20 protein-coding genes are annotated in these 21,321 nt (G+C 55.1%); 6 read left to right on the top strand and 14 right to left on the bottom strand.

Annotation, left to right across the window (positions count from 1 at the left end):
- Nucleotides 1-4 precede the first annotated feature (4 nt).
- The 3 genes from CWO84_RS20405 to nikR form a co-directional block, all read right to left on the bottom strand.
- Nucleotides 5-2,209, bottom strand: a complete 2,205-nt coding sequence (locus tag CWO84_RS20405; RefSeq protein WP_101054834.1) for a TonB-dependent receptor plug domain-containing protein — start codon at nucleotides 2,207-2,209, stop codon at nucleotides 5-7.
- Between the two features lies 1 nt (nucleotide 2,210).
- Entirely contained in the window at nucleotides 2,211-3,647 is a 1,437-nt protein-coding gene (locus tag CWO84_RS20400) for a HupE/UreJ family protein (RefSeq protein WP_101054831.1), read from the bottom strand.
- 165 nt (nucleotides 3,648-3,812) lie between these two features.
- Nucleotides 3,813-4,280: a nickel-responsive transcriptional regulator NikR gene (gene nikR, locus CWO84_RS20395; protein ID WP_101054828.1), complete on the bottom strand. Its 468-nt coding sequence runs from the start codon at nucleotides 4,278-4,280 to the stop codon at nucleotides 3,813-3,815.
- Between the two features lie 128 nt (nucleotides 4,281-4,408).
- Here nikR and CWO84_RS20390 point away from each other — a divergent pair, with 128 nt between their 5' ends.
- The 5 genes from CWO84_RS20390 to CWO84_RS20370 all read left to right on the top strand — a co-directional run bounded on the left by CWO84_RS20390 (nucleotide 4,409) and on the right by CWO84_RS20370 (nucleotide 7,067).
- On the top strand, nucleotides 4,409-4,987 hold the full coding sequence (locus tag CWO84_RS20390) for a hypothetical protein (RefSeq protein WP_033155587.1): 579 nt from the start codon (nucleotides 4,409-4,411) through the stop codon (nucleotides 4,985-4,987).
- An 11-nt stretch (nucleotides 4,988-4,998) separates the two neighbouring features.
- On the top strand, nucleotides 4,999-5,418 hold the full coding sequence (locus CWO84_RS20385; protein WP_033155796.1) for a hypothetical protein: 420 nt from the start codon (nucleotides 4,999-5,001) through the stop codon (nucleotides 5,416-5,418).
- 9 nt (nucleotides 5,419-5,427) lie between these two features.
- Nucleotides 5,428-5,817, top strand: coding sequence for a copper resistance CopC family protein (locus tag CWO84_RS20380; protein ID WP_033155588.1), 390 nt, complete (start codon nucleotides 5,428-5,430; stop codon nucleotides 5,815-5,817).
- Nucleotides 5,814-6,440, top strand: coding sequence for a hypothetical protein (locus CWO84_RS20375; protein ID WP_033155589.1), 627 nt, complete (start codon nucleotides 5,814-5,816; stop codon nucleotides 6,438-6,440). The genes CWO84_RS20380 and CWO84_RS20375 overlap by 4 nt, the downstream gene beginning before the upstream one ends.
- Before the next feature lie 147 nt (nucleotides 6,441-6,587).
- Nucleotides 6,588-7,067, top strand: a complete 480-nt coding sequence (locus CWO84_RS20370; protein WP_033155590.1) for a hypothetical protein — start codon at nucleotides 6,588-6,590, stop codon at nucleotides 7,065-7,067.
- A gap of 270 nt (nucleotides 7,068-7,337) precedes the next feature.
- Here CWO84_RS20370 and CWO84_RS20365 read toward each other — a convergent pair whose 3' ends face one another.
- The 10 genes from CWO84_RS20365 to CWO84_RS20320 all read right to left on the bottom strand — a co-directional run bounded on the left by CWO84_RS20365 (nucleotide 7,338) and on the right by CWO84_RS20320 (nucleotide 19,237).
- Nucleotides 7,338-7,706: a hypothetical protein gene (locus tag CWO84_RS20365; protein WP_033155591.1), complete on the bottom strand. Its 369-nt coding sequence runs from the start codon at nucleotides 7,704-7,706 to the stop codon at nucleotides 7,338-7,340.
- 123 nt (nucleotides 7,707-7,829) lie between these two features.
- Nucleotides 7,830-8,381 carry a HupE/UreJ family protein gene (locus CWO84_RS20360; protein ID WP_051669675.1) on the bottom strand — a complete coding sequence of 184 codons (552 nt, stop codon included), beginning with the start codon at nucleotides 8,379-8,381 and terminating at the stop codon, nucleotides 7,830-7,832.
- Nucleotides 8,382-8,499: 118 nt separating this feature from the next.
- Nucleotides 8,500-10,779 carry a TonB-dependent receptor gene (locus tag CWO84_RS20355; protein ID WP_101055057.1) on the bottom strand — a complete coding sequence of 760 codons (2,280 nt, stop codon included), beginning with the start codon at nucleotides 10,777-10,779 and terminating at the stop codon, nucleotides 8,500-8,502.
- Between the two features lie 131 nt (nucleotides 10,780-10,910).
- A complete protein-coding gene (locus tag CWO84_RS20350; RefSeq protein ID WP_240618106.1) occupies nucleotides 10,911-12,233 on the bottom strand; it encodes a sensor histidine kinase in 1,323 nt (440 codons plus the stop codon).
- Nucleotides 12,233-12,898: a response regulator transcription factor gene (locus tag CWO84_RS20345; RefSeq protein ID WP_101054822.1), complete on the bottom strand. Its 666-nt coding sequence runs from the start codon at nucleotides 12,896-12,898 to the stop codon at nucleotides 12,233-12,235. Before CWO84_RS20345 ends, CWO84_RS20350 begins: the two co-directional genes overlap by 1 nt.
- A gap of 11 nt (nucleotides 12,899-12,909) precedes the next feature.
- Nucleotides 12,910-13,344: a hypothetical protein gene (locus CWO84_RS20340; RefSeq protein WP_033155594.1), complete on the bottom strand. Its 435-nt coding sequence runs from the start codon at nucleotides 13,342-13,344 to the stop codon at nucleotides 12,910-12,912.
- 294 nt (nucleotides 13,345-13,638) lie between these two features.
- A complete protein-coding gene (gene fba / locus CWO84_RS20335) occupies nucleotides 13,639-14,649 on the bottom strand; it encodes a class II fructose-bisphosphate aldolase (protein ID WP_101054819.1) in 1,011 nt (336 codons plus the stop codon).
- Nucleotides 14,650-14,731: 82 nt separating this feature from the next.
- On the bottom strand, nucleotides 14,732-16,156 hold the full coding sequence (locus CWO84_RS20330) for a sigma-54 dependent transcriptional regulator (RefSeq protein ID WP_101054816.1): 1,425 nt from the start codon (nucleotides 16,154-16,156) through the stop codon (nucleotides 14,732-14,734).
- Nucleotides 16,146-18,218 carry a DAHL domain-containing protein gene (locus tag CWO84_RS20325; RefSeq protein WP_101054813.1) on the bottom strand — a complete coding sequence of 691 codons (2,073 nt, stop codon included), beginning with the start codon at nucleotides 18,216-18,218 and terminating at the stop codon, nucleotides 16,146-16,148. The genes CWO84_RS20330 and CWO84_RS20325 overlap by 11 nt, the downstream gene beginning before the upstream one ends.
- Nucleotides 18,215-19,237: a cytochrome c peroxidase gene (locus CWO84_RS20320; protein WP_240618105.1), complete on the bottom strand. Its 1,023-nt coding sequence runs from the start codon at nucleotides 19,235-19,237 to the stop codon at nucleotides 18,215-18,217. Before CWO84_RS20320 ends, CWO84_RS20325 begins: the two co-directional genes overlap by 4 nt.
- A 374-nt stretch (nucleotides 19,238-19,611) precedes the next feature.
- Between CWO84_RS20320 and CWO84_RS20315 the strand changes: the two genes are divergently transcribed.
- Entirely contained in the window at nucleotides 19,612-20,454 is an 843-nt protein-coding gene (locus CWO84_RS20315; protein WP_101054810.1) for a PEP-CTERM sorting domain-containing protein, read from the top strand.
- A gap of 156 nt (nucleotides 20,455-20,610) precedes the next feature.
- Here the strand turns inward: CWO84_RS20315 and CWO84_RS20310 are convergent, their stop codons facing one another.
- Nucleotides 20,611-20,829: a bacteriocin gene (locus CWO84_RS20310; protein WP_101054807.1), complete on the bottom strand. Its 219-nt coding sequence runs from the start codon at nucleotides 20,827-20,829 to the stop codon at nucleotides 20,611-20,613.
- Between the last annotated feature and the right edge of the window lie 492 nt (nucleotides 20,830-21,321).

The following is a 21,321-nucleotide window of genomic DNA, read 5'->3' as shown; positions in this document are numbered from 1 at the left end:
ATCCTTAAAAATTGACCGTGATGGTGCCACGCACCATACGTGGCTCGACCGGATGTTTCATCAGGCCGGCGCCAGAAACGCCGTTTGGATAGTTATATTCATAGTTGTAGGCAATATCGTTGCTTTGTGAACCGAGAATATTGAAGATGTCGACCTCGAATTTGTATTGCTTTTGCTTATAACCCGCACCCAAGTTGACGATGTTGGTATCGCCGGCCCAAACCGCGCCGGATTCATCCAGCGGCACGCTGCCGAAGTGGCGGAAACGCAAGGTGCCGAACAGACCGTTGGGGGCTTCGATCAGGGCACCGGCACTAATGACCCGGCCCACGGAATTGGGGATGTACTTATTGGTCGCACCATCCGGTGCTTTGTTGAATTGCGCCGTGGTCAAGGCATAGTCGGCATCCAGCGTCAGCCATTCGGTGGGTTTGTAGTAATTGGTAAACTCGATACCGTAGCGTTGCGATTTACCATTCACTTCGGTCGTTCCGGCATCGCCGACGAACACCAGCTCCTCACTGGATTGCAACCACCACAAGGCAAAGGTGCTGTTCAAACCGGGGATGATATTGGTACGCGCACCCACTTCGCCGCCGCGCGACCAGGCCGCCGGGCGGATGCGCGGACTAACCGCATTGCCATCGGGGTCAAACTCGGTGCCGGTGACCGGATGCACTTGCAGCGTGGTGCCACGCGCGTCGTTGGAGTGATAGCCGTAACCGATATTCGCGAAGTATTCGGTGTTGTACCAGGGACCGACCACCAGACTCAATTTCGGGCTGATCATGGCTTTGCCGCGACTGCCGGAGTTAGCGGCGTTGGTCTCAGCCGTGCCACTGCCGCTGGCCAGCACTTCGACGTCATTATTAATGAAATCGCCGCGCAAACCGGCGATGGTGCGGACTTTATCGTGCCAGTGGGTAGTATTTTTGAAATAAGTACCCACGGTGGTCACACCAACATTGCTCTTGCTGACGGTATTGACGATCTGCCGGGCTGTGGTTTCGTATAGACCCAAGTCCATGATCTGGTCATTACGAAATTGCAGGCCAATGCTGTTGTCCATTTCAAAGCCGAACAGCTTGTTATAGCGGGTGTGTTCGAAATGACCGCCAGTTTGCACGCGGCGTTCGGTTTGCAAAATCTGGTCGCCGTCGCCGCCGCGGGTAAAGCCGCTGAAATTGGAGAACAAATTCAAATCGGTGTAGACCGCGTAGATATTCGCGTCGTTTTTCCAGTTACCGCCCTGGTTCCAGAAGCTAGCCGAAGCGCTATAGCGGTTGGTCTCGCCGCCGTCGGTCGGGTCCATGCTGCCGTACAGTCCGATGGCGCCGCTATCTATTGAGGCTTGCGGAATCTGGTTGGTGGCGGTCCAGCTATTGGTGTAAGCCTTGCCGTTAATCGCCATGCCCCAGTCGCCGCGATCCAGCGTGTAGCGCAACTGGCCGTTGAATTTTTTCGAATCTTCCGGCACTTCCCAGACGCCGTTGTAGAGATTGAATTCGCCGGCATACAGCAAATCGCCATCGCCGAGCTTGTTGGAGTTGGCCACCAGCGTTCGGTAGTAATCAAACGAACCGGCGGTAAATTTGGCAATGCCTTTATCCAACTTGTCCATACTGAACATTTTGGCGTAACCGGCCGCCGAGAAGTCCCCCACTTCCGCGTAATACGGGCCCTTGCCGTATTCCACTTTTTTCACCAACTCGGGAATGATGCTGTTGATGTCCATATAACCTTGGCCGTGGGCGTGGGTAGTCATATTCATCGGGATGCCGTCGACATAAGTCGTGAAATCGGTACCGTGGTCCAGGTTAAAGCCGCGCAGGAAGTATTGGTTGGCCTTACCCGAGCCGCTGTGCTGGGTGGCGATGGCGCCGGGTACTACTTCGACCAATTCGCCGTTACGCGAGAACGGCCGGTACTCAAATTGCTTCTGGCTGACTTCGCCTTGCGAAGCCGACGGCGCAATACCGATCAGATTCTTGCCGCGGCCGTCTTCTTCCACTTGCACCGCTTCCAGTTCTTCTGACTTAGCGGTTTTGACTTTCTTTGTGCTCTGTTGCGAGGTCTCTTGCGCCGTTTGTTCGACAGATTCCGCGTCGGCATTTGGTGCGGCGTTCAGATCCGCACAGGCCAGACCTAAAATAATTTCCAGGCCGATGACCAGGTGCTTCTTTTTGAAATAGGTATTGCAGGATTTCATCTCAGCTCCGGGAGGTATTTAGTAAAGGCGATGGGTGACGCGAAGCGCCGGCAGGGTGTTGCATAAGGTCTTCCTCGATGTGCGTTATTGTTTTAGTTGTTATTGTTTTTGGGGTATTGCCTGGACCGAAATCGGTCGAATTTTCTAAACCGCGCGCTATGAGCCGTTGAACGCCGACAGCGCGAGAATGAACCGGGAGGAATAAACGTGCCGAGCAAAGCGCTGGCTCGGGGAGCGAAAACTGCTTGCTGGAAACCACAGCCGCTAAAGCGTCGGGCTGTAACTCGTTAAATGATTGGGTATTAAAATCGCCGAGGAGAGTGCTGGCGAAAATCGGTTGAAGACGGGGCGCTTCAACAGTGGAAACCGGGGACTTGCGAAGAGTAAAAGAGGTGCTTACAACAAAGAAATTCGAATAGGCAGGCGGCGATGTGCGACCGACGCCACTGCTGGACAAATGCGTACCCGGCGTATGATTGATGTCCGGAAACAGCTGCCTGAAGTGTAAGTTGCCCAGTGCTGCCAGACCATCGAAATCGACGATAGCCTTGAACAGCACCGACAGATTCTGCAAATAAGCGCTCAATGAAGCACTGAGCCCAAGGGTTTGACCGTCCGTAGCGCAAGCCTTTGTCGCCGAATATCCGGCCGGACTACCCAATGCTTGACCGCCCGAAACCGCATCATCCAGCCCCATCGCAGCTACTTGCCGCTCAAAATCAGGCCGCTCGGCCAACGCTCCGGTATTGAATAAGTCCGTCCAGTTGCTCAACGCTGTTGAACTGGTATTCTGATTTAGCGTTGTAATGTTGCCGGTGTCGCTGACCATGGCGTCAGCGGCTCTGGCCATCGCGGCTTGCGAGAATAACAAAGTCAGCAAGCAGGTAACGGTCAACACCACCAATTTAGCCACCAGTATCCCGGCGCCGTGCAGCAACAGCGTCGCCAGCATAAAGCCCAGCGTGTAAGACAACAAACTAGCCGACGTAGATATTTCCTGGCCATGGGCAAAGCCGTGGAAAAACGCGAAAAAGGCGACGATAAAGACGTTGACCTTAGCGCTGAAACGAATTTTGCGGGTAATTAGCACGGCAAACACCGCGCAAGACAATAGGATGATGCCTTCGACACTGGGAATCGTCAGCCCGGCCGCGCCGGCCAATCCGCCCAAGCTCATCACGCCGACAAAAGCCAACGGCAACATCCAGATCGCTTGACCGCGTAATTGCGCGGCCCAGATCCCCACCGCCAACATGGTCAGCAGGTGATCCCAGCCCCCCAAGGGATGACTAAAGCCATTATTCCAACCGATATTGTCCAAACCGCCAGAATTATTGAGCAACGGAAATATCAACCCAAACGCCAAAGCCAGGCACGACGCAAGCCATAAACGGCTGCGGGCTGACTCTGTTAGCTTGGTTTGAAACTGAAATTGCATGAGATTTATCTGGGTTTATCGGTCTTAAAGCTCGATCTATGCGCCACGTAGGACAAAACGGAAAACCATCATACGATAGAAGTCACATTTTTTAAAATTATGAAGATTTAATAAAATATCTTATTATCTTCACCAACAAACTGCTCGTGCCGCTAACTCGGGCCTTCAAGTACGCGGATGAAAGTGGCTGTGAGCATGATCGTGGTGACCATGCTGGTGATGCGACATTGCCATTTTCACCGGCACCAAGTTTAGCGATGCGTGGCGCACACCGGTTTCGGCGGACATGTTGTCTGCCAGCGACCGAATTCGTTGAGTCATGCCGCGCAGGAACAAGGTTTCCATGCAGTCGTCGTGATCGAGATGCACATGCATGGACGACACGACCAGGTCGTGGGCGTTGTGTTGCAGGCTGGTTAGGCGTTCGGCTAAATTGCGTTCATGATGATTGTAGACATAGGACAGCGTGGCGATGCTGTAGATGGCTTCATCCTTGCTTAGGCGCTTGGTTTCGATTTCCTTGCGCAATAAATCGCGTACAGCTTCGGAACGGTTGGAGTAGCCGCGCGCTGCAATCCATTGATCGAATTCGGCGGCCAAATCGTCGTTGAGAGAAATGGTAAAACGTTCCAAAGTCGGCTCCTGTCGTTATTGTTATGGGATCGCCGATTATAACGCAAAGCCCTGATTCACTGGCGTTTACGCCGATATAGATACCCGCCGCACTGCCGGCGCGATTAAAACAACAAGAGGCATTTTTCATGTCCGCCGGACATTACATACACGACAACTTCAGCAAACTCGTCATTCGCAGCCAAGTCGGTATTGCCTTAACACTGCTGTTGATATTAACAGCTTCCGACTTTTGGTATCCGAGCGACTATAGCCTGAAGGCCGGCGTGCATGGCGTGAGCGCTATCCTCGCTGTCGTGGTCGGCACCTATCTTACCCATCGTGCCATTCCGTTGATAAAAGGCATGCACGTCAGACTTGAATCGTTGCGCCACTGGCTGCTGGCCGCCACCCTGCTAAATCTGGCCGGCGCGATTAGCGGCAACTGGATCTATATGCGCTACCGCGGACAGGACGGTCCGCGCGACTGGATATTGGCTCATGTGCCGGCAATTCATAACGTGCTGATGGAATTCAAGGAATTCGTCTCGCTATTCCCGTTTCCGCTGATGCTATTGGCAACCGCGACACTGTACTACTACGGCCTATCGATCCAAATGCGCCGCGACCTGACCCGCTTCGTCGGCATCACAATCCTGGTGTCATGGAGTTTTCTGATGATCGGCTTCGTGGTTGGCTTGGTACTGGCCAAACTGCGCTTTGTTTGACGGTGACCCGCGTGATACATAATCAAAACCAAACCGATTCCAATAACGAGCCCCTCTATTCCGGGCCGGTGGTAGCGGCCAGCCTAGCCCTATTATTGGCATTTTTGACCTTGATGGTCAGCCACCATATTTCGCGATTGTCGCCCGGCCTGGACAAGTTAGTGCATAGCTTCGGCTATTGGATTCCGGGTTCGCAAGGCAAGGGTCCGGACGGCAGCATAGGCTCGTATACGGGCAAGGAAACCCTGGCTATCGGCGTCTGGTTATTAAGTTGGCTGGCATTTCATTTGCTCTGGCGCAAACAGGATTTGGATCTGACGACCTGGACCCGGGTTTTCGTCATTAGTCTGGCGGCGATAACCTTGGGCTTCTTTCACCCCTTATCCGATCCGCTGGTACTGTTCATCGCCGGTTTCTTCGGCCTGCCCTAAGGAAACTCCATGCGTAAGCTTTTAAATCCATTCATCCCGGTGTTGCTGGCATTGGCCAGCCCAATTAGCCTTGCCGAAGGCGTGCTGTTAAAGTCCGACCCCAAAAATAACGCCGAAGTGACCGGTTTCGACGGCACGGTGAAATTCTGGTTCAGTGGTAACGTCGGCGAGCGTTCACCTTCGGTCGTCGTCGTCGATGCCCAAGGCAAGCGGGTGGACAACGGCGATGCCCGCCTAGTCCTCGGCGAACGCCATCGGCTAACCGCCACCACCCAAACATTGCCGCCCGGCGATTACGCCACCCGCTACCGGGTGATTACCGAAGACGGGCTAATCGTCAGCGGGGTTTCCAAATTTTCCATCGTCGCCGAATCGGCGCCCGGGGAGGCCAAACCATGATTCGTATCAGCCGACTTTCCGCTGCTTTATTGTTGTTCACGACCGGCTTGCAACTGGCTATGGCATCGGTGCCGCTGGGCGGTAACCGCAAAGGCGCCAACGGCAGCTACGATCTTTACGGTTGCATGCTGACCAATGACTATTACGTGGTCAATTTTGCCGCCTACCAGATCGATCCTAATCGTGCCAAGGACGACAAATCCGTACCTCAGGCCGAATGCGTCGATCTGCCGCACGTCGGCAAAACTCAGATTGCGATCGATTTGCTGGATCTGGATGTACGCAAGAAGCCGGTGGCATTGAAAATACTACGCGAAGACGGCCAATCCATAGCCGAATTACCGATGGCCGTGGTTAAGCAAGGCGTATTGACGACGACAGTGGATTTTAAAACGCCGGGTAAATACCAAGCCGTGCTGTTCGTCAAGGACGACGACTTGCATACGCCACCGGAGATCAGCGCGCTTCACATGCCGCTGACCGTTGGCTTGCTTGTGGAACCAACGGCCACTAGCGGCAATAGCCTATGGATTTTGGTGGGGTTGCTGGGCGGATTGATAGCACTGGCGGCCTACTTAGTGCCGCGCTGGCTAAAGCCCAATCCAGCTCATACACCGCGTTAACCCCGATTTCGTCGCTCCGACCACAACGGGCCTGCCTGCCGTAACCACATGCTAGGGGCCGAACGAAAAGATGCCGGCGCGCCGCGTATGTCGCGACCGTCGGTAGTCAATACCCTGCTTTCACTCTGTCTTGCAAAGGAACCCCCTATGACACCAATCCGATTTAAATCGACCATACTGGCCGCTTGCGTGTTATCGCTAACCGCCTGTGCCTCCCATCACCACCACGATGAACAGCACGCCGACGCCGGTTTCGTACCAGGCCTGGGTGAAATCATGGCGCAAACCGCCACTCGCCACGCCAAATTATGGTTTGCCGGTCAGGCCGAAAACTGGGCACTGGCGGCCTATGAAATCGACGAACTGCACGAAGGGATGGAAGATGCCGGTAAGTACCACCCCACGCATAAGCAGATCAAACAAGCGATTCCGGAATTGATCGCCCAATATGTCGACCAGCCACTCACAGCGCTGGAACAAGCGATAAACGCCAAAAACAAAGCTGAGTTTATTGCCAATTACGATAAGCTCACCGCTGGTTGCAACGCCTGCCACCAAGCCACCGAATTTGGCTTTAACGTGGTTCAACGCCCCAGTCTCAACCCCTTTGCCAACCAGGCTTTCTAACCAACGGTAAAAGCCAACTTCTGCCGTCATCGAAGTTGGCACACTCGAATAACAGTGGGAGGTATCGGCGTTTTTTGACGTTCATTTTCTTGCCTATCCCTGTGTAAAACGACCCGTTATTTCTTCATCGCGCTATTTTTTCCGGCCTCTTAAATTGTCCACGCCGACCCAGTCGGCGGCGACTTCCGGTATTTTCTTCCGCGCAAAAAAAAAGGGCAGCCTAAGCTGCCCAAACTGCATACATGAAGTATTTGTGTTGTCAAAATGCCATTACTGGAATTTTGTCAGACCGGCAAAGCCTTCTCTGGCTTCTTTAAGTTCTTGTTCTGCCGCAGCAAAATCCGACTTTTTAGCCAATTCTCTGGCTTTTTTCAATTTCAAAACTACTTTGTCGCGTTCGAATTCGAATTTATAGTTGGCGCTAAGTTCGCTGGCGCTTTGTGACGCTTCCTTGATCAACGTGGCTATTTTTGTCGAATCAGCGGACGGAATCGCATCCAAAGCGGCTTGCATATGCGCATCCACTTCTTTCAACACCTCTGGCACGGTTTTGTGGACTTCTTTTGCGTATGTCACGCTGGAAAAGCCCAGAATCGAAACCAGCAGAGTTGATGCGATAAAAATTTTCTTTAATGTCATGTGTTTCCTCTTAGTTAAAATGAAATGTAACGGGTAAAGCAAATTGTCCTGATCTGAGATTAAACGCTACTGAGCGGGCGACTCCTGTGGTTGAAATTATTTTCGAGTGCTTGGCGTGGCTATTTATTGGGGCATCCGGCCGGCCAGCTTAGCCAGTGACATCAAGATACCCAGGTTTACGGCAACGCCGATTGCCAATAGACTTGAAGTCGCCAAAGCGAAGCCGGCCGTATAGCCCAGCGCTTCAACATCCAGCCAAATAGCCAAAGCGTGCACATAACCGTGAAACACCGCGACGGCAGCAATCAGCAGCAACGAAAAAACCCAGTGCAATTTGCGTCCCGACGCCAACAGCAAACCCAAAACCAGCACGCTCGCATACATCAGCGTTTCAGCGTGGGCAATCTCCAACGGGATCAGGGTCAAACCGCCGCCCAGCAACAACATGCACAAGAACAATAACACCTGCCAAACAAACGATTTGCCGCTACCTGTCCGGCAAATCCACATGCCTACCGCGAGCATCGTCAAGATGTGATCGGAACTGGAAAAAGGATGGAGCAAACCGCTGCCAAAACCGACCGATTCTTCGGCCCAATGCAACGGGTGCGCCTGCACAGCTGACACAGACGCCAGCATTACAACTAAAAACCGTCGTAATAATTGTTGCGTCATGCTTCTGTCTCCGATAGCGGCAAGGTTGAGGAATTTTTATAGAAACGCCGCCATCGTAGCAGAAATAAGACGAATTAAAAATATTTCATAACCAAATTAAAATAAAAAACCCTGCCTCTCAAAACTCGTACTTAAACCCTGCCTGCACCAGACGCGACATGCCCGACTGAATACCGCGCACCCGGTCGGTGATGTAGGTGTTGTCCAGCATGTTTTTCAGCGACACGAACAGGGTCAAGTCCTTGCGCACCTTGTAGGAGCTGGCGAAGTTGACCACCACATAGTCGTTGATCTTGCCGTAGCTGCCACCCAAAGCCGCGCTGCTGGTCGGGCCGTTGGGATGGTCGACGCCGCTGTCCAGATTCAGAAAATCGGCGTATTGCTCGCTGACGAAGGCTGCTTCCAAGTGGGCATCGAAACCGGTCGGATGCGAATAGCCCAAGGTCGCGGTCAACAGGCTTTCCGGCGCATACGGCGCGCGCTTGCCGGGCGCGGAACCGAACACATGGCCGCCGGGGCAACTCGCCGGATAGGCGCCGCTGGACAACGGCACGCAGCGGAAGGCCGCAGTGGTCTCGGCGGTCGGCAGCCACATGTAGGCAATCTGCGCATAAGGATTATGGGTCCAGTCGAACACATCGCCGAAGTCGGCCCGCGCCATAAGTTCAATGCCTTCATACAAGGCCTTGCCTTGCGCGACCGGTACGGTGCCGCCGCCGACCGTGCCCAGTACAGTTAAGGAATCGAAGTCGTTGTGGAAATAGGTCAGCTCGGTTTTGACGCCGCGCACCGGTCTGGCCCGGACGCCGAACTCGGTGTTCCAACTGATCTCGGCGCCGACTTCGGCCGAACCGCCGGTATCGTTGTAAACCGCGTCCTCCACTCGGGGCGGCGCGAAACCGCGGTGAATGCCGAAAAACAGCTCGGCGCTATCGATGGGCGCATACGTCATCGCGAACGACGGCAGGATTTCGGCCAGGCTGCTTTGGCCTTGCGTGCCGTTCAGCAAATTCTTGCGCTCATAGCTGACCGATTCGACGCGCACGCCCGGCGTGAAGGTCCAATCGTTCCAGATGAATTTGTTCTGCACAAAGCCGGAATAGGCGTCGACAAAGCGTTCGTTATTCTCGGTCAGTTGACCGTAATTGCCGCCGTTGGGATTGCTGGCGTCGCGTGCATCCGCGGTACTGCCGCGAATCATGCGCCGATATTGATTCTCGAAATGCGCTCGAAAACCGGCGTCCAATTGGCTTTCGATGCCGAACAAATCGTGTTTGGCATGCAAGGTCGGCGCCACGCCCCAGGTTTCGTAGTTACGCAACCGGCCGGAGTTGTAATTACACAAATCCATATCGACCGGAAAACCGTTCTCCCGGTCTTGCACATAAGTGGGGATGCCTCGCCCAACGCACTGGTTCTCGGTCGGAAATTCATTCTGCTGTCGCCACCAGTTGCGCTCGTACGCCGACCAGTAAAAACTGGTTTCCAACGTCACGTCGTTATTAAAACTGTGCTCGTAGGTGGCCGAGGTTGACCAGCGGTCGTTGGTAAAATTGGCGTTTTTGTCCGGATTGTAACGCGCGCCGAGATTGCGGTATTCGGCATCGGTCAAACCGAAGGCCGCACCTTGTTCGTCCTGGTGGTAGAAATCGCCGCGCAGCGTCAAGCGATTACGGGCGTCGAAGTCGATGATGCTTTTTAAGTTGGCGTCGTCCACCACGGCAAAGGTATTGTCGCGGTTTTCCATGCCTTCCTTGTGGATGTAATCGACTACACCGCCGATGGCATCCAGGCCCTGGACGTTCTTGGCCATGCCACCGTAACGGGCGTGACCGTTCAGGTAATCGCGGTTGCCACCGGTAAAGCTGACGAAACCGCCGGGAGTGGTCGGCACTTTGGGGGTCAGATAATTGACCGCACCGTTGATGGTTTGCGGGCCGAATTGAGTCAAATCGGCACCCTTGTAAATCTCGATGCCGTCGTAGCGCTCAATCGGCGGATGGTAGTAGATGTCGTTGTCGCCGTAGGGCGCGAAGTTGAACGGGATACCATCTTCCAGGAACAACACCTTGGTGGAACGGAACGGGTTTTGGCCGCGAAAGGCGATATTCGGCCGCAGGCCAAAGCCTTCCTCGTCGCGCACATACACCCCGGGCGCCTTGCGCAAGGCTTCATTGACGGTAAAGACTTGGTCGCGCTCCAAGGTTTGCTTGTCGATCACCGAGGTCGAACCGGAAAAGGTCGCGGCTTTCTCGACGCTTTCTTCGACTTCGACGCTAGTCAGCGTGTCGACGGCATTCTCGGCTGAAGGCGAATGGGCTTCGGGTTCGACCGCCGCCACGCTCCCGGCCATCAGACCCGCTAGCAAAGCCGGCAATAATCCATGTTGTTTGGGCATATGATTCACTTCGGATTGAATATTGATTAATTGCGCATCCAAACCCCGGCAGGCCGAAACTGAATGCCGGGGCGCAATGTAACCAAGCCTGCTGAATCGAAACTGAAAATCCCGGCGCTTTAAATCCGGTTTTAGCGATGCAACGGCAAACTCACCGTTACCAAAAAGCCGCCCAGAACCTTACTGCGGCCAAAATATATTGCGCCATGGTAGGTGTTGACGATGTCCGACACGATACCAAGACCCAGGCCATGGCCCTGCACCGACTCATCCAGGCGCCGGCCGCGTTGAGTCAGGTAGGCCAGATCTTCGCTTTGACAACCGGGGCCGTCGTCGGCGACCCGAATCACCACCCCGCCTTCCAGCGCCAATTCGACATCAATCCGCTGCTTCGCCCATTTGCAGGCGTTATCCAGCAGATTGCCGAGGACTTCCATCAAGTCTTCCCGGTCGAAATGCAGCAGTTGTTTGGGTGCGGTGACTTGAATGTCCAGCGGCTTGTCGGCGTAAATGGCGCGCAGGGTCTTTTTCAAGGCGATGATTTCGCCATGCGGGTTGAAGCCCGGCGCCGCCTGCTGGTCGCCGGCGATCCGCGCCCGTTTTAACTCGCGTTCGATGCAATGGCGGATGGCTTGGCTTTGCTCATCCAAGCGCGACCGCAAGTCAGGCCGGCTATCGAAATGCGGGTCTTCGCCGGTTCTTAACAATAGCGCCATCGGCGATTTCAGCGCGTGCGCCAAATTACCCATCGCGGTGCGCGACTGTTGCAAGCGGCGCACCACCAATTCCAGCAAATGGTTGATTTCCTCGACCAGCGGCTGGACTTCGGCCGGCACCTCGCTGCCGATATGTTGCCTGCCGCCGCCGGCCACCTGCTCCAGTTCGGCGCGTACCATGGCCAGCGGACGTAGCGCGCGCTGGATGTCCCAGCGCAGCAAGCCGATGGCGCTGAACAATATCAGCAAGGTCAAACTCAAATAGGCAACGCGAATGGCGGTAATGTCGTGGTCGACCGCCGACAGGTCTTCGGCCACGCTGATGTTGATGCGATGCCCGAAACGGACCGCGCCCAAGGTCAAGACCAACAGCGGCGTTTGCTCGGGCCCGGCCGCATGGTACAGCATCGATTGCTCCGGCCCGACGGCCTCGACCGCCAACGGAAAATCCAGTAAAGACGGCGACGGGTAGGCCTGGGCATCGACCTTGACTAAGTAATAGTGGCCGGATAACCGGCGGTTGTAGACCGAACTGATATGGAAACTATTGAAAGCAACTTGGTCGGCGTCGCTGTAGGCCAGAGACTCCAGCAGCGAGTAACCGTCGTCGGCCAGACGGTTAGCCATTTGCTTTTCGGCGGCGCTGCGGATGATCCAGTCGGCAGCGATCCAGTGCAGGATAAAAATCGCCCCCAGCACCGCGATCAGGCCGCGGCCCAGGCGCTTGCGTAAGGACATCACGGCTTGAGACCGAACAGATAGCCCTGGCCGCGCCGAGTATGAATCAAATCGGCGCCGACAATCTTACGCAGGCGTTTGACATAGACTTCCAGCACGTTGCTGTCGGGTTCTGTGGATTCGCTGTAGACGTGTTCTCCCAGTTGCGCCTTGCTTAACACCTTCCCGGCATTCAGCATGAAATAGCGTAACAGCCTGAATTCGATGGCCGTCAGCGGTTGAGCTTCGCCGCCGTCAACCATGGCGGTTTGTTCGTCTTCGTCCAGTTCGACGCCGAACAGCTTTAGTTTGGCTTGGTTGAAATGGTGCACTCGCTTCAGCACCGCCTGCAAGCGGGCCAGCAATTCTTGGGAGTGGAAGGGCTTGCAGACATAGTCGTCGGCACCGGCTTTAAAGCCGTCGACTTTTTCGTGCCACGCATCGCGGGCGGTCAGGACAATCACCGGCATATGGTTGCCGGCGTCGCGCCAGCATTTCAGTACTTCCAGGCCGGCCAGCTTGGGCAAGCCCAAGTCGAGAATCGCGGCATCGTAGGGCTCAGTCGCACCCAGGAACTCGCCCTGCGCACCGTCGGTTGCGGTATCGACGACGTAGCCGGCGCCGCGCAAATCAGCCGCCAGCGGCAAAGCAAAGGCCGGATCGTCCTCGACCAGTAGCAGACGCATAAATGCGTGAGTTACATCGCGTGCATTTTGTAGTCGACGCGGGGGTAATCCTTTTTGTCGCGCGGATCGGCGCTGTCGGCGGTTTCTTGAGCGTTGCGTTGTTGCGCAGACTTAGCAATCATCTGCTCCCAATTCTCGTAACGGGCATATTCCTTGTCGCCGGCCGCTTTTCGCTTCGTAAAATTTTCCTTGCCCAGATCGATCAACTCTTTTGAAGTCTTACCGTCGATGAGTTGCAAGAACTCATCGTTATTCTTGATTTGCTCGCGCAATAACCAATAGGAAACCTCAAACGGCATACGTTCGGCTTCCGGTAAATGTTCTTTGATGTAAAAAACCGACTTCTGCGCAGTCTGTAAACTCCGGGCATTGATCTGATTCGCCTTGCTGCAAGCACCCATCACGCATACCAGCGATGCAATTAACACAATAGCCAAAACTCTCACATTTCCTCCTAATGACTACGCTGTAGCCCGTTCCCGTTCTCACGGATAAAAAATAAAGGACTCACTTTCGGACAAACCTAATCGGCCGCGAATTGTAGCATTATTAAGATAATTATTTTTTTAGTCTTACATCGAATGAAAATAGCGGAGGTTAAGGCGGGATTTCTGTCGGAACTGCCCAGTTGGGCTTTACGGAATTGCCAACGACAAGCCCGCAGGATAGGCAAGCACGGCATTCGATGCTCAGAACATCATAGGCACCTTTGCAAAAAATCCGCTCGGCGTTTGCCTATCTCAACAATAGCTTTTCGCCATCCGGCTTAATGGCACCACTTGAATCTTGCCGGCATGTCCAGCCGAACCGAATGCTTCGTAACGCGCCTGGCAAAGCGCCTGCATCGCATCTCTGGCGGCTTGGTAAATCTTGCGAGCATCCAATTCCGCGGCATGTTCCGGTTGGGCGACAAAGCGGCGAATCGCGCCGGTGGAAGCCATGCGCAAGTCGGTATCGATATTGACTTTGCGTACCCCGTATTTAATGCCTTCCACAATTTCCGCCACCGGCACGCCATAGGTTTCCGGAATATTGCCGCCGTGTTCGTTGATGACTTGCAGCCAGTCTTGCGGCACCGAACTGGAGCCGTGCATCACAAAATGCATATTCGGCAGACGCTGTTGCAAGGTTTTTAAGCGGCTGATTACCAACACTTCACCCGTCGGCGGCTTGCTACATTTATACGCGCCATGACTGGTGCCTATGGCCACCGCCAACGCATCGATTTGGGTTTGCTTGACAAATTCCACCGCCTCGTCGGGGTCGGTCAGCAAGCGGCTGTGATCCGCATCTTGCTGATTTTCCAACGAACCCAGGCAACCGATCTCCCCTTCCACCGACACGCCACAGGCATGCGCCATATTGACCACGCGGCGGGTCACCTCGACGTTATAGGCAAAAGACGCCGGGGTTTTCATGTCCTCCAGTAAAGAGCCATCCATCATCACCGAGCTAAATCCTGATTGAATAGCCTGGGCGCAAATGTCCGGCGATGGCGCGTGATCGCGGTGCATCACCACCGGAATATGCGGATATTGCTCGACGGCAGCCAAGATCAAATGCCGCAGAAACACTTCGCCGGCATAGCGATTAGCCCCAGCCGAACCTTGCATGATTACCGGGCTGTCACAAGCATCGGCCGCCTGCATGATGGCCTGCACTTGCTCCATGTTGCTGATGTTGAAAGCCGGCACGGCAAAGCTGTGTTCCGCCGCGTAATCCAAAAGTTGTCGTAAAGATATTAAAGCCACGCTTGGCTCTCCTTGGCGTTGTTGTATTAAATTCGATGGCGTCTGGCGGCATCTATACCGCCCGAACAAAAAAGCTACCGGCTCACAAGCTTTCCGCGTCGCGGCGAATCAGCCGCTTGTTGAGTGCTTGCCGGCTAATACCCAGCAAACCGGCGGCGACCCCTTGATTGCCTTGGGCGCGTTGTAAAGCTTCGGCAATCAGCGACTCTTCGGCTTCCTTCAGAGTCGGCAAGCGCTCCGGAAAACTGCCGGACGAGGCAGACATCCCGTCCATGACACTAGCATCGCCGGGCATCGGCATTTGCTCGGCAATGGCCTCCTTGAAACTCTGCAAGGACAGTACCCCGCCCTGGCTACGGGCGACCGCATCGAAGGCCATGCCTTCGAGCTCGCGGATATTGCCGGGGAACGGGTAATTATGCAACCACTGAAACAATGCCGGCGGCACGCTGGGCGCGGGCTTGCCCAGGCTGTCGGCGGCTTTCTCCACAAAATGCAGCGTCAGTTGCGGCAGGTCTTCCCGGCGTTCGCGGAGCGGCGGCAGTTGGATATGATGGGTCCGCAAGCGAAAATATAAATCCTTGCGAAAACTGCCGAGTTCGACTTGCCGTCTGACATCGCAATGGGTCGCCACAATGATGCGCGCCCTGCTCTGCCGGGGCCGATCCGCACCTATCGGATAAAACGAACCATCCTGCAATAAACGCAATAGCTTGACCTGCGAAGCGATGCTGAGGTCGCCGATTTCATCCAGAAACAGCGTTCCCTCGCCAGTGCTGGCCAGCAATCCGTCGCGGGCCCGTTCGGCGCCGGTGAACGAGCCCTTGGCGTGGCCGAACAGCGTATCGGAAAACAGCGTGTCGTCCAGGCCGGCGACGTTGACTGCCACCAAATCACCCGCGCGCCCGGACAGCCGATGCAAGGCGCGGGCAATCAGCTCCTTGCCCGCCCCGGTTTCGCCGGTAATCAACACCGGCTGCGGGGAAGCGGCGATGGCTTCGATATAGCGGAAGATGGCAAACATGGCAGGGCTTTGCGTGACGATCTCGGCGAATGCGCTGGGTTCGTGCGGGCTGTTGGTTAGCATCCGCTCTTTCAGCGACAAAAATTCCGCGCGCAACACCCGGCTTTCCACCGCCCGCCTTACCGCCGCCACCAGACAGTTTTGCTCGACCGGCTTGAGTAAATAATCGCTGGCGCCGCTGCGCATGCACTCCACCGCAATCTGCAAATCGTTAGTGGCGGTCATCATGATCAGCGGAATTTCCGGATACTCCGCGGCGATCTGCTCCAATAAGGCTTTGCCGGACAGATGCGGCATGGTCAAATCCAGCACGATTACGCCGATGGGCCGGCTCGCCAGCAACGGCAATACCGCTCGGCTGTCGTCCAGCGTCAGCACCTCGGTAAAACCGGCACTACGCAACACCAAACTGGCGCTGTGCAGCAATTGCGCTTCGTCGTCCACCAACAAAATAGGCAGGTTGCCCAGGTCTTTACATTGCATGATTGTCTGCCATCGCCGGCCCCGGATTAACCTGAAAAATAACCCGCGCACAGGTGCCTTGCCCCGGCTCGGATGAAAAACTTAAGCTGCCGCCTTGGGCGCGCAGCAATGAAGCGCTGATCGCCAAACCCAAGCCGGTGCCGCCATTAGCCTGTTTCGTGGTAAAGAATGGGTCGCAGAGTTGCTCGATATGTTCTGCGGCGATACCGACACCTTCGTCTCGAACTTCCACACTCAACTGCCGGCCGTCATTCAGCAGCTTGGTGGTAACGCTGACGGATTTCTCCGGGTCCGGAAGTGCTTCCAGGGCGTTGATCAACAGATTGACTAGCACCTGTTCCACCTGCTGCGGATTGCCGCGCAGTTCAGGCAAGCCCTCGGCCAAATCGGTTTTGAAATGCCGGGTTTTTTGTTCGATTAAATGCTTCAGTAAAGCCAGCGCCCGCTCCACCACGTCGTTAATAGCAAAAGATACCGGAGCCTCGCTGCTGGGCGGGCGGGCATAATTTTTCAGTTCCGCGACGATGCGTTCGATGCGTTTGGCGCCATCCCTGACATCGCGGATCAACACCGCCGCACTACTACGCATTTCGCTGTAAGGCAAACCGCCCAAGGAAAACTCGCCGGCCGCTTGATAATGCTCTTCCAACACCTCCAGCGCATCGCTCCAAATGTCGGCAAGTAAGCCGGAATTAAACAGAATCAGTTGATTGGGGTTATTGATTTCATGCGCGACGCCGGACACCAAAGTACCCAAGGCCGTCATTTTGTTGGCTTGAATCAGTTGCAATTCTTGCTGGCGGGCAACATCTTCCAAATGTTTACGGGCACTAATGTCGCGGATGATCGCAGTGAAATAGCGCTCGGCACCGCGCGTCCAACTAGATAGCGACAATTCGACCGGAAACCCACTGTTGTTCTGCCTTAACGCTTTCAATTCCCGCATTGGGCTACTAAGTCGATTTGCGCCTTGTGTTTCCTGGATTTGTGCAAAAAAGTCCGGCTGCGGGTTTGCCAACAACTGCTGAAATGGCTGACCGAGAATTTGGTCTGCCGGAAAGCCAAACATCAGTTGCGCGCCTTGGTTCCAGGACACGATATTGCCTTGCATGTCCACGGAGACAATCGCTTCATGCGCCGAGTCGGTAATGGCGCGCAGCCGGGCTTCGCTTTCCCGCAACCAGGATTCGGCTTGCAAGCGCTCGTTGGTTTCTTGTTGCAAATTGGCGTGGGCCTTTCGTAACGCCAGCGTATTCGCCCTGAGCAGGACAAATTGATACAGCAAATACGCCAACAGGACGACGGCGACTAAATACAACGCCAAACGATAGGCTTCGGCTTGTTGCTCCACGCTGCCGCTGTACTGGCGCAGGGCTTGTTGCAAATCATCGACTCGGCTGACGATGGGCTGGGCGATGATCTGCCGCAATAGCGAATCCACTTTGGGCGACACCTCGATAATCAACCGGCCGTGGGCGATCAGCACCCGATAGTCATCCGACTGCGCGGCCAATCCGGCCAGCCGGTCAAGCTCCTGCTTTATTTCCGCGGCCAATTCCGGCTGCGGGCTGTCCATGAAACTAAACATCAAGCGCCATAAATTGCCCAGCTTGGCGGCATCACCCGGCTTCGCGGCAGCGCGCAAAGTTTTACCGATTTCGTCGAAGGACATCACCGAATTACGCAGCAAGGCGTTATCGGATTTTAAGTATTCGATCTGCCCCAAGCGTTCCTGCACTGTTGCCGTTAGCTGATCAGCCAATGTACCCATGAGCCTCTCCGCTTCAGCATTCGCCGGTTGCAATTCGGTTTGCAAACTCTGCGTCAAACGCAAAAGTTCCTGGCCAGCTTTGGTGAGGGCATCGTAGTTAGCCAGCAGGCCGGCGCGGGCCAGCAAAATATCGCGCATCAGTTCCGCATCGCGCAATTCGATGATACGCAACGTGCTTTGCAGGCGGTTACGCCGCTCCAGTTCCGGACTGGCGCTTTGTAGCCAGAGATAGGTCAAGGCCAGCAACAGACCGGCGACGATCAGCCTGGGCCGCCAGGAAATCGCGGTCATGGCTTGGCTGCTTGGCTGGCGACCAAAGCCTTCCCGGCGTATTCCCCGGTCAATGTCTTTAGAAATTTGACGATAGCATCGCGCTGCTTCGCCGCCAGCCGCTTGCCCAATTGATGCTCGGCCATCGTATCCACCGCCGCTTCCAGGGTGGCGGCGCGGCCGTTGTGAAAATAGGGCGCGGTCACAGCGACATTACGCAAGCTTGGCACCCGAAACACGCCGCGGTCTCTGTCGTTGCCGGTCACGCTGTAGCGGCCCTCGTCCACCGGCTCTTGCGGCCCTTGCGGTGCGCCGAATACGCCGAACTTCTGAAATAGATTGCCGCCGATATTGACGCCCTGATGGCAGGCCACGCAGCCCAAGGCCTTGAACAAATGAAAGCCTTCCTGTTCGTCAGCGTCAAGCGCCGTGGTTTCACCGCGCAGAAAGCGGTCGAAGCGGGCATTGGGCGTGATCAAACTGCGTTCGAAATGGCTCAAGGCGTCTACCACATTGGCTTTGGTCAATCCGTCCGGGTAGATTCGGCTAAACGCATCGACATAATCCGGCACCGCGCGCAAACGCTCGATCAACTCCGGCCATTTGGCGTTCATGATTTTCGGATTCAGCATGACTTTTTCGGTGTGAGCTTCCAGCGTGGTGACAACCCCATCCCAATTAAAAAAGTAGTTGAACGAGACATTGAACAAACTGGGGGTATTGCGCAGCCGCGACACCCCGTCCGCCGCTGCGGCGCGGACTTTGCCGTCCATGCCGCCGCTGTCCAGCGGATGACAACTGGCGCAAGAGCGCTGGCCTTGGTCGGAAAGTTTGGGATCGTGAAATAAGCGTTGGCCCAACACCACGCGCGGGGCATCCAAAGCCACTGTGAGCGGCAATGGCGCCAGCGGTTCCGGGGTTTGCGCCCGCGCGGCCATCGTTAAGGCCATCCCCATGCCAACCGCTAAAAAAAGCCCAGCCATACTTTTCTGCGTCATGTTTACGTGTGTCAAAGCGTGGTTTACGAATCCGGTCTTCATTCTATCCTCGATTGAAATCAGGGTAAGGCTAAATTTCGTACTGGATCAACGGCCTTTTCTTTGATTATCACGCTACATTTAAGCTTTCCGTTACCCCCCTGAGACAAAAGTTGCTGAATAAGCCACTCTGTTAACCGCCCTCCGCCGCTTAATGACCGGCATCGCAGCGCTTTCCAGCACCTTTGCTGCAACTTTCGTCGCACCCACCCGCCGGCACAAACAAGGAAAAACCAAATCCTAACTAAATGATTTTAAACATATATTTATAAAAAACTTTCTTGGCACGCTACTCGCATTGTTAGAGACAGAAGCTGCCAGCAGTTTCTTTATCCGAGACCAATTCTCAGCACTTTAACCCTTTTAGGAGTACCGACATGCAAAGCAAATTAATCCCCTTTTTGGCCGTTTCCACCTTGTTCGCCGCCAACGCCGACGCCGCAGCCTTCTCGTTCAGCACCGGCGGTCCGGATTACCGAATCGCCACCGGCGCGCAAGCCGGCGGCACCAGCCGGGAAATAGAATCAGCCGACGACTTCGTACTGACGCAACACACCCAATTAAATCAGGCCACGTTCACCGGTTTGCTCGCCAACGGCGCCACGCTGAGTGACATCGCCAATGTGAATGTGGAAATCTACCGGGTATTTGGTAAGGATTCCGTAAACCCGCCCTCCGGCCGCGTGCCTACCCGCGTCAACTCACCTTCGGATGTGGCGTTTTTGGGCCGCGAATCGGCTGACAACTCCTTGAGCTACAGCGTCACCTTGCTAAACAGCAACGCCTTGGCCGGCAACTCGGTAATCAACGGCATTCATCCGCTGCCCAACCAAACCACCGGCGGCGAAGGCGCTGTTTCCGGGCAGGAAGTAAGATTTGACATTAATTTTAACGACGCCATCTCCTTGGCGGCCGACCATTACTTTTTCGTGCCGCAGGTGGAATTGAAAAACGGGAATTTCCTCTGGTTGTCTGCCGCCAAACCCATCGTCGGTGGCAGCGGCCCGTTCACGCCGGATTTGCAATCCTGGATACGCGACGGCAACCTGGACCCTGACTGGCTGAGAATCGGCACCGACATCGTCGGCGGCACCACGTTTAACCAAGCCTTCTCGGTATCCGGCGTTGCCGCCGTACCGCTGCCCGCTGCCACCTGGCTGTTTCTAAGCGGCATCCTGGGCGTCATGGGCTTGGGTAAACGCAAACAAGCCAGCGTTTAAATCGTCCTGCACTGCACTCCTCTCCTACCTGCCATGCCGTTAGCAAGCAAGTTGTTGGCGGCATGGGCTTTTTCTCTAGGAAACTAACTCAGCCTTTATTTACTTGCCGCCACGTAAAAAAGCCGGCACTAGGCCGGCTCTTCTAAGCTTAAGCGCTTACTGCACGAAAAAGCCGATTTCAGCGGGTGGCAACGGCTGCGGGTTTAAACTGACCGTGGAGAGCTTGCTGACCGCGCCACTAAACAAGTCGGGCAGCGGACCGGGTTTTGGCCCTTTCCAGAAACCGGGATAAGGCGTTCCGCACCAACCGCCGGCTACCTGTTGCAGTTCTTCTGTATTCAGAACCCTAAAATTTTGCGTTACTTGCGTGTTCATTTGACTGGCTCCTTTGAAATATCAATAAATTCCCACCGCTAAAAGGTGGTTCCAAACCGCGACTTGAACCGATCCGTGTCTAAACGAAGCGTTCATCCGCCTGCCGTTTTGGGCACACCCATTCAAATCGCTGATGCTCTTGGCCAGCGCCTCCGTTTGCCGGCCGGAGCCAAAAAGCAATGCCTATTGCAATCTGACCGGCGGCGACCATTGATCGGTCGGGTCGCCAACCCTTGCTGTTTGCCGGCATAAGCACTTTACAAGCCGCCCGCCCTTACATCTGTGGCAAATTACCGGCAGCCGGACGCAATAATCCACAGCATCAGCAATGACGCGCCTTTAGGTTTTGTTGGGGAATACGGCATGGTTCATGAACCGCACCGAGTGTCTTGTACACCGGCCACATCGGCTGCGCCCAGCACAGACCCGCTCAGCGGACGATATAGCGACGGCCCATGGGTATAAACGCTCGGAAAAATGATTGAAGGCGGC

Source organism: Methylomonas sp. Kb3 (assembly GCF_002834115.1).
GTDB classification, from domain to species: Bacteria; Pseudomonadota; Gammaproteobacteria; order Methylococcales; family Methylomonadaceae; genus Methylomonas; species Methylomonas defluvii.
The sequence above is the reverse complement of the archived record's forward strand: the minus strand, read 5'-3'. Positions and strand labels throughout refer to the sequence as shown.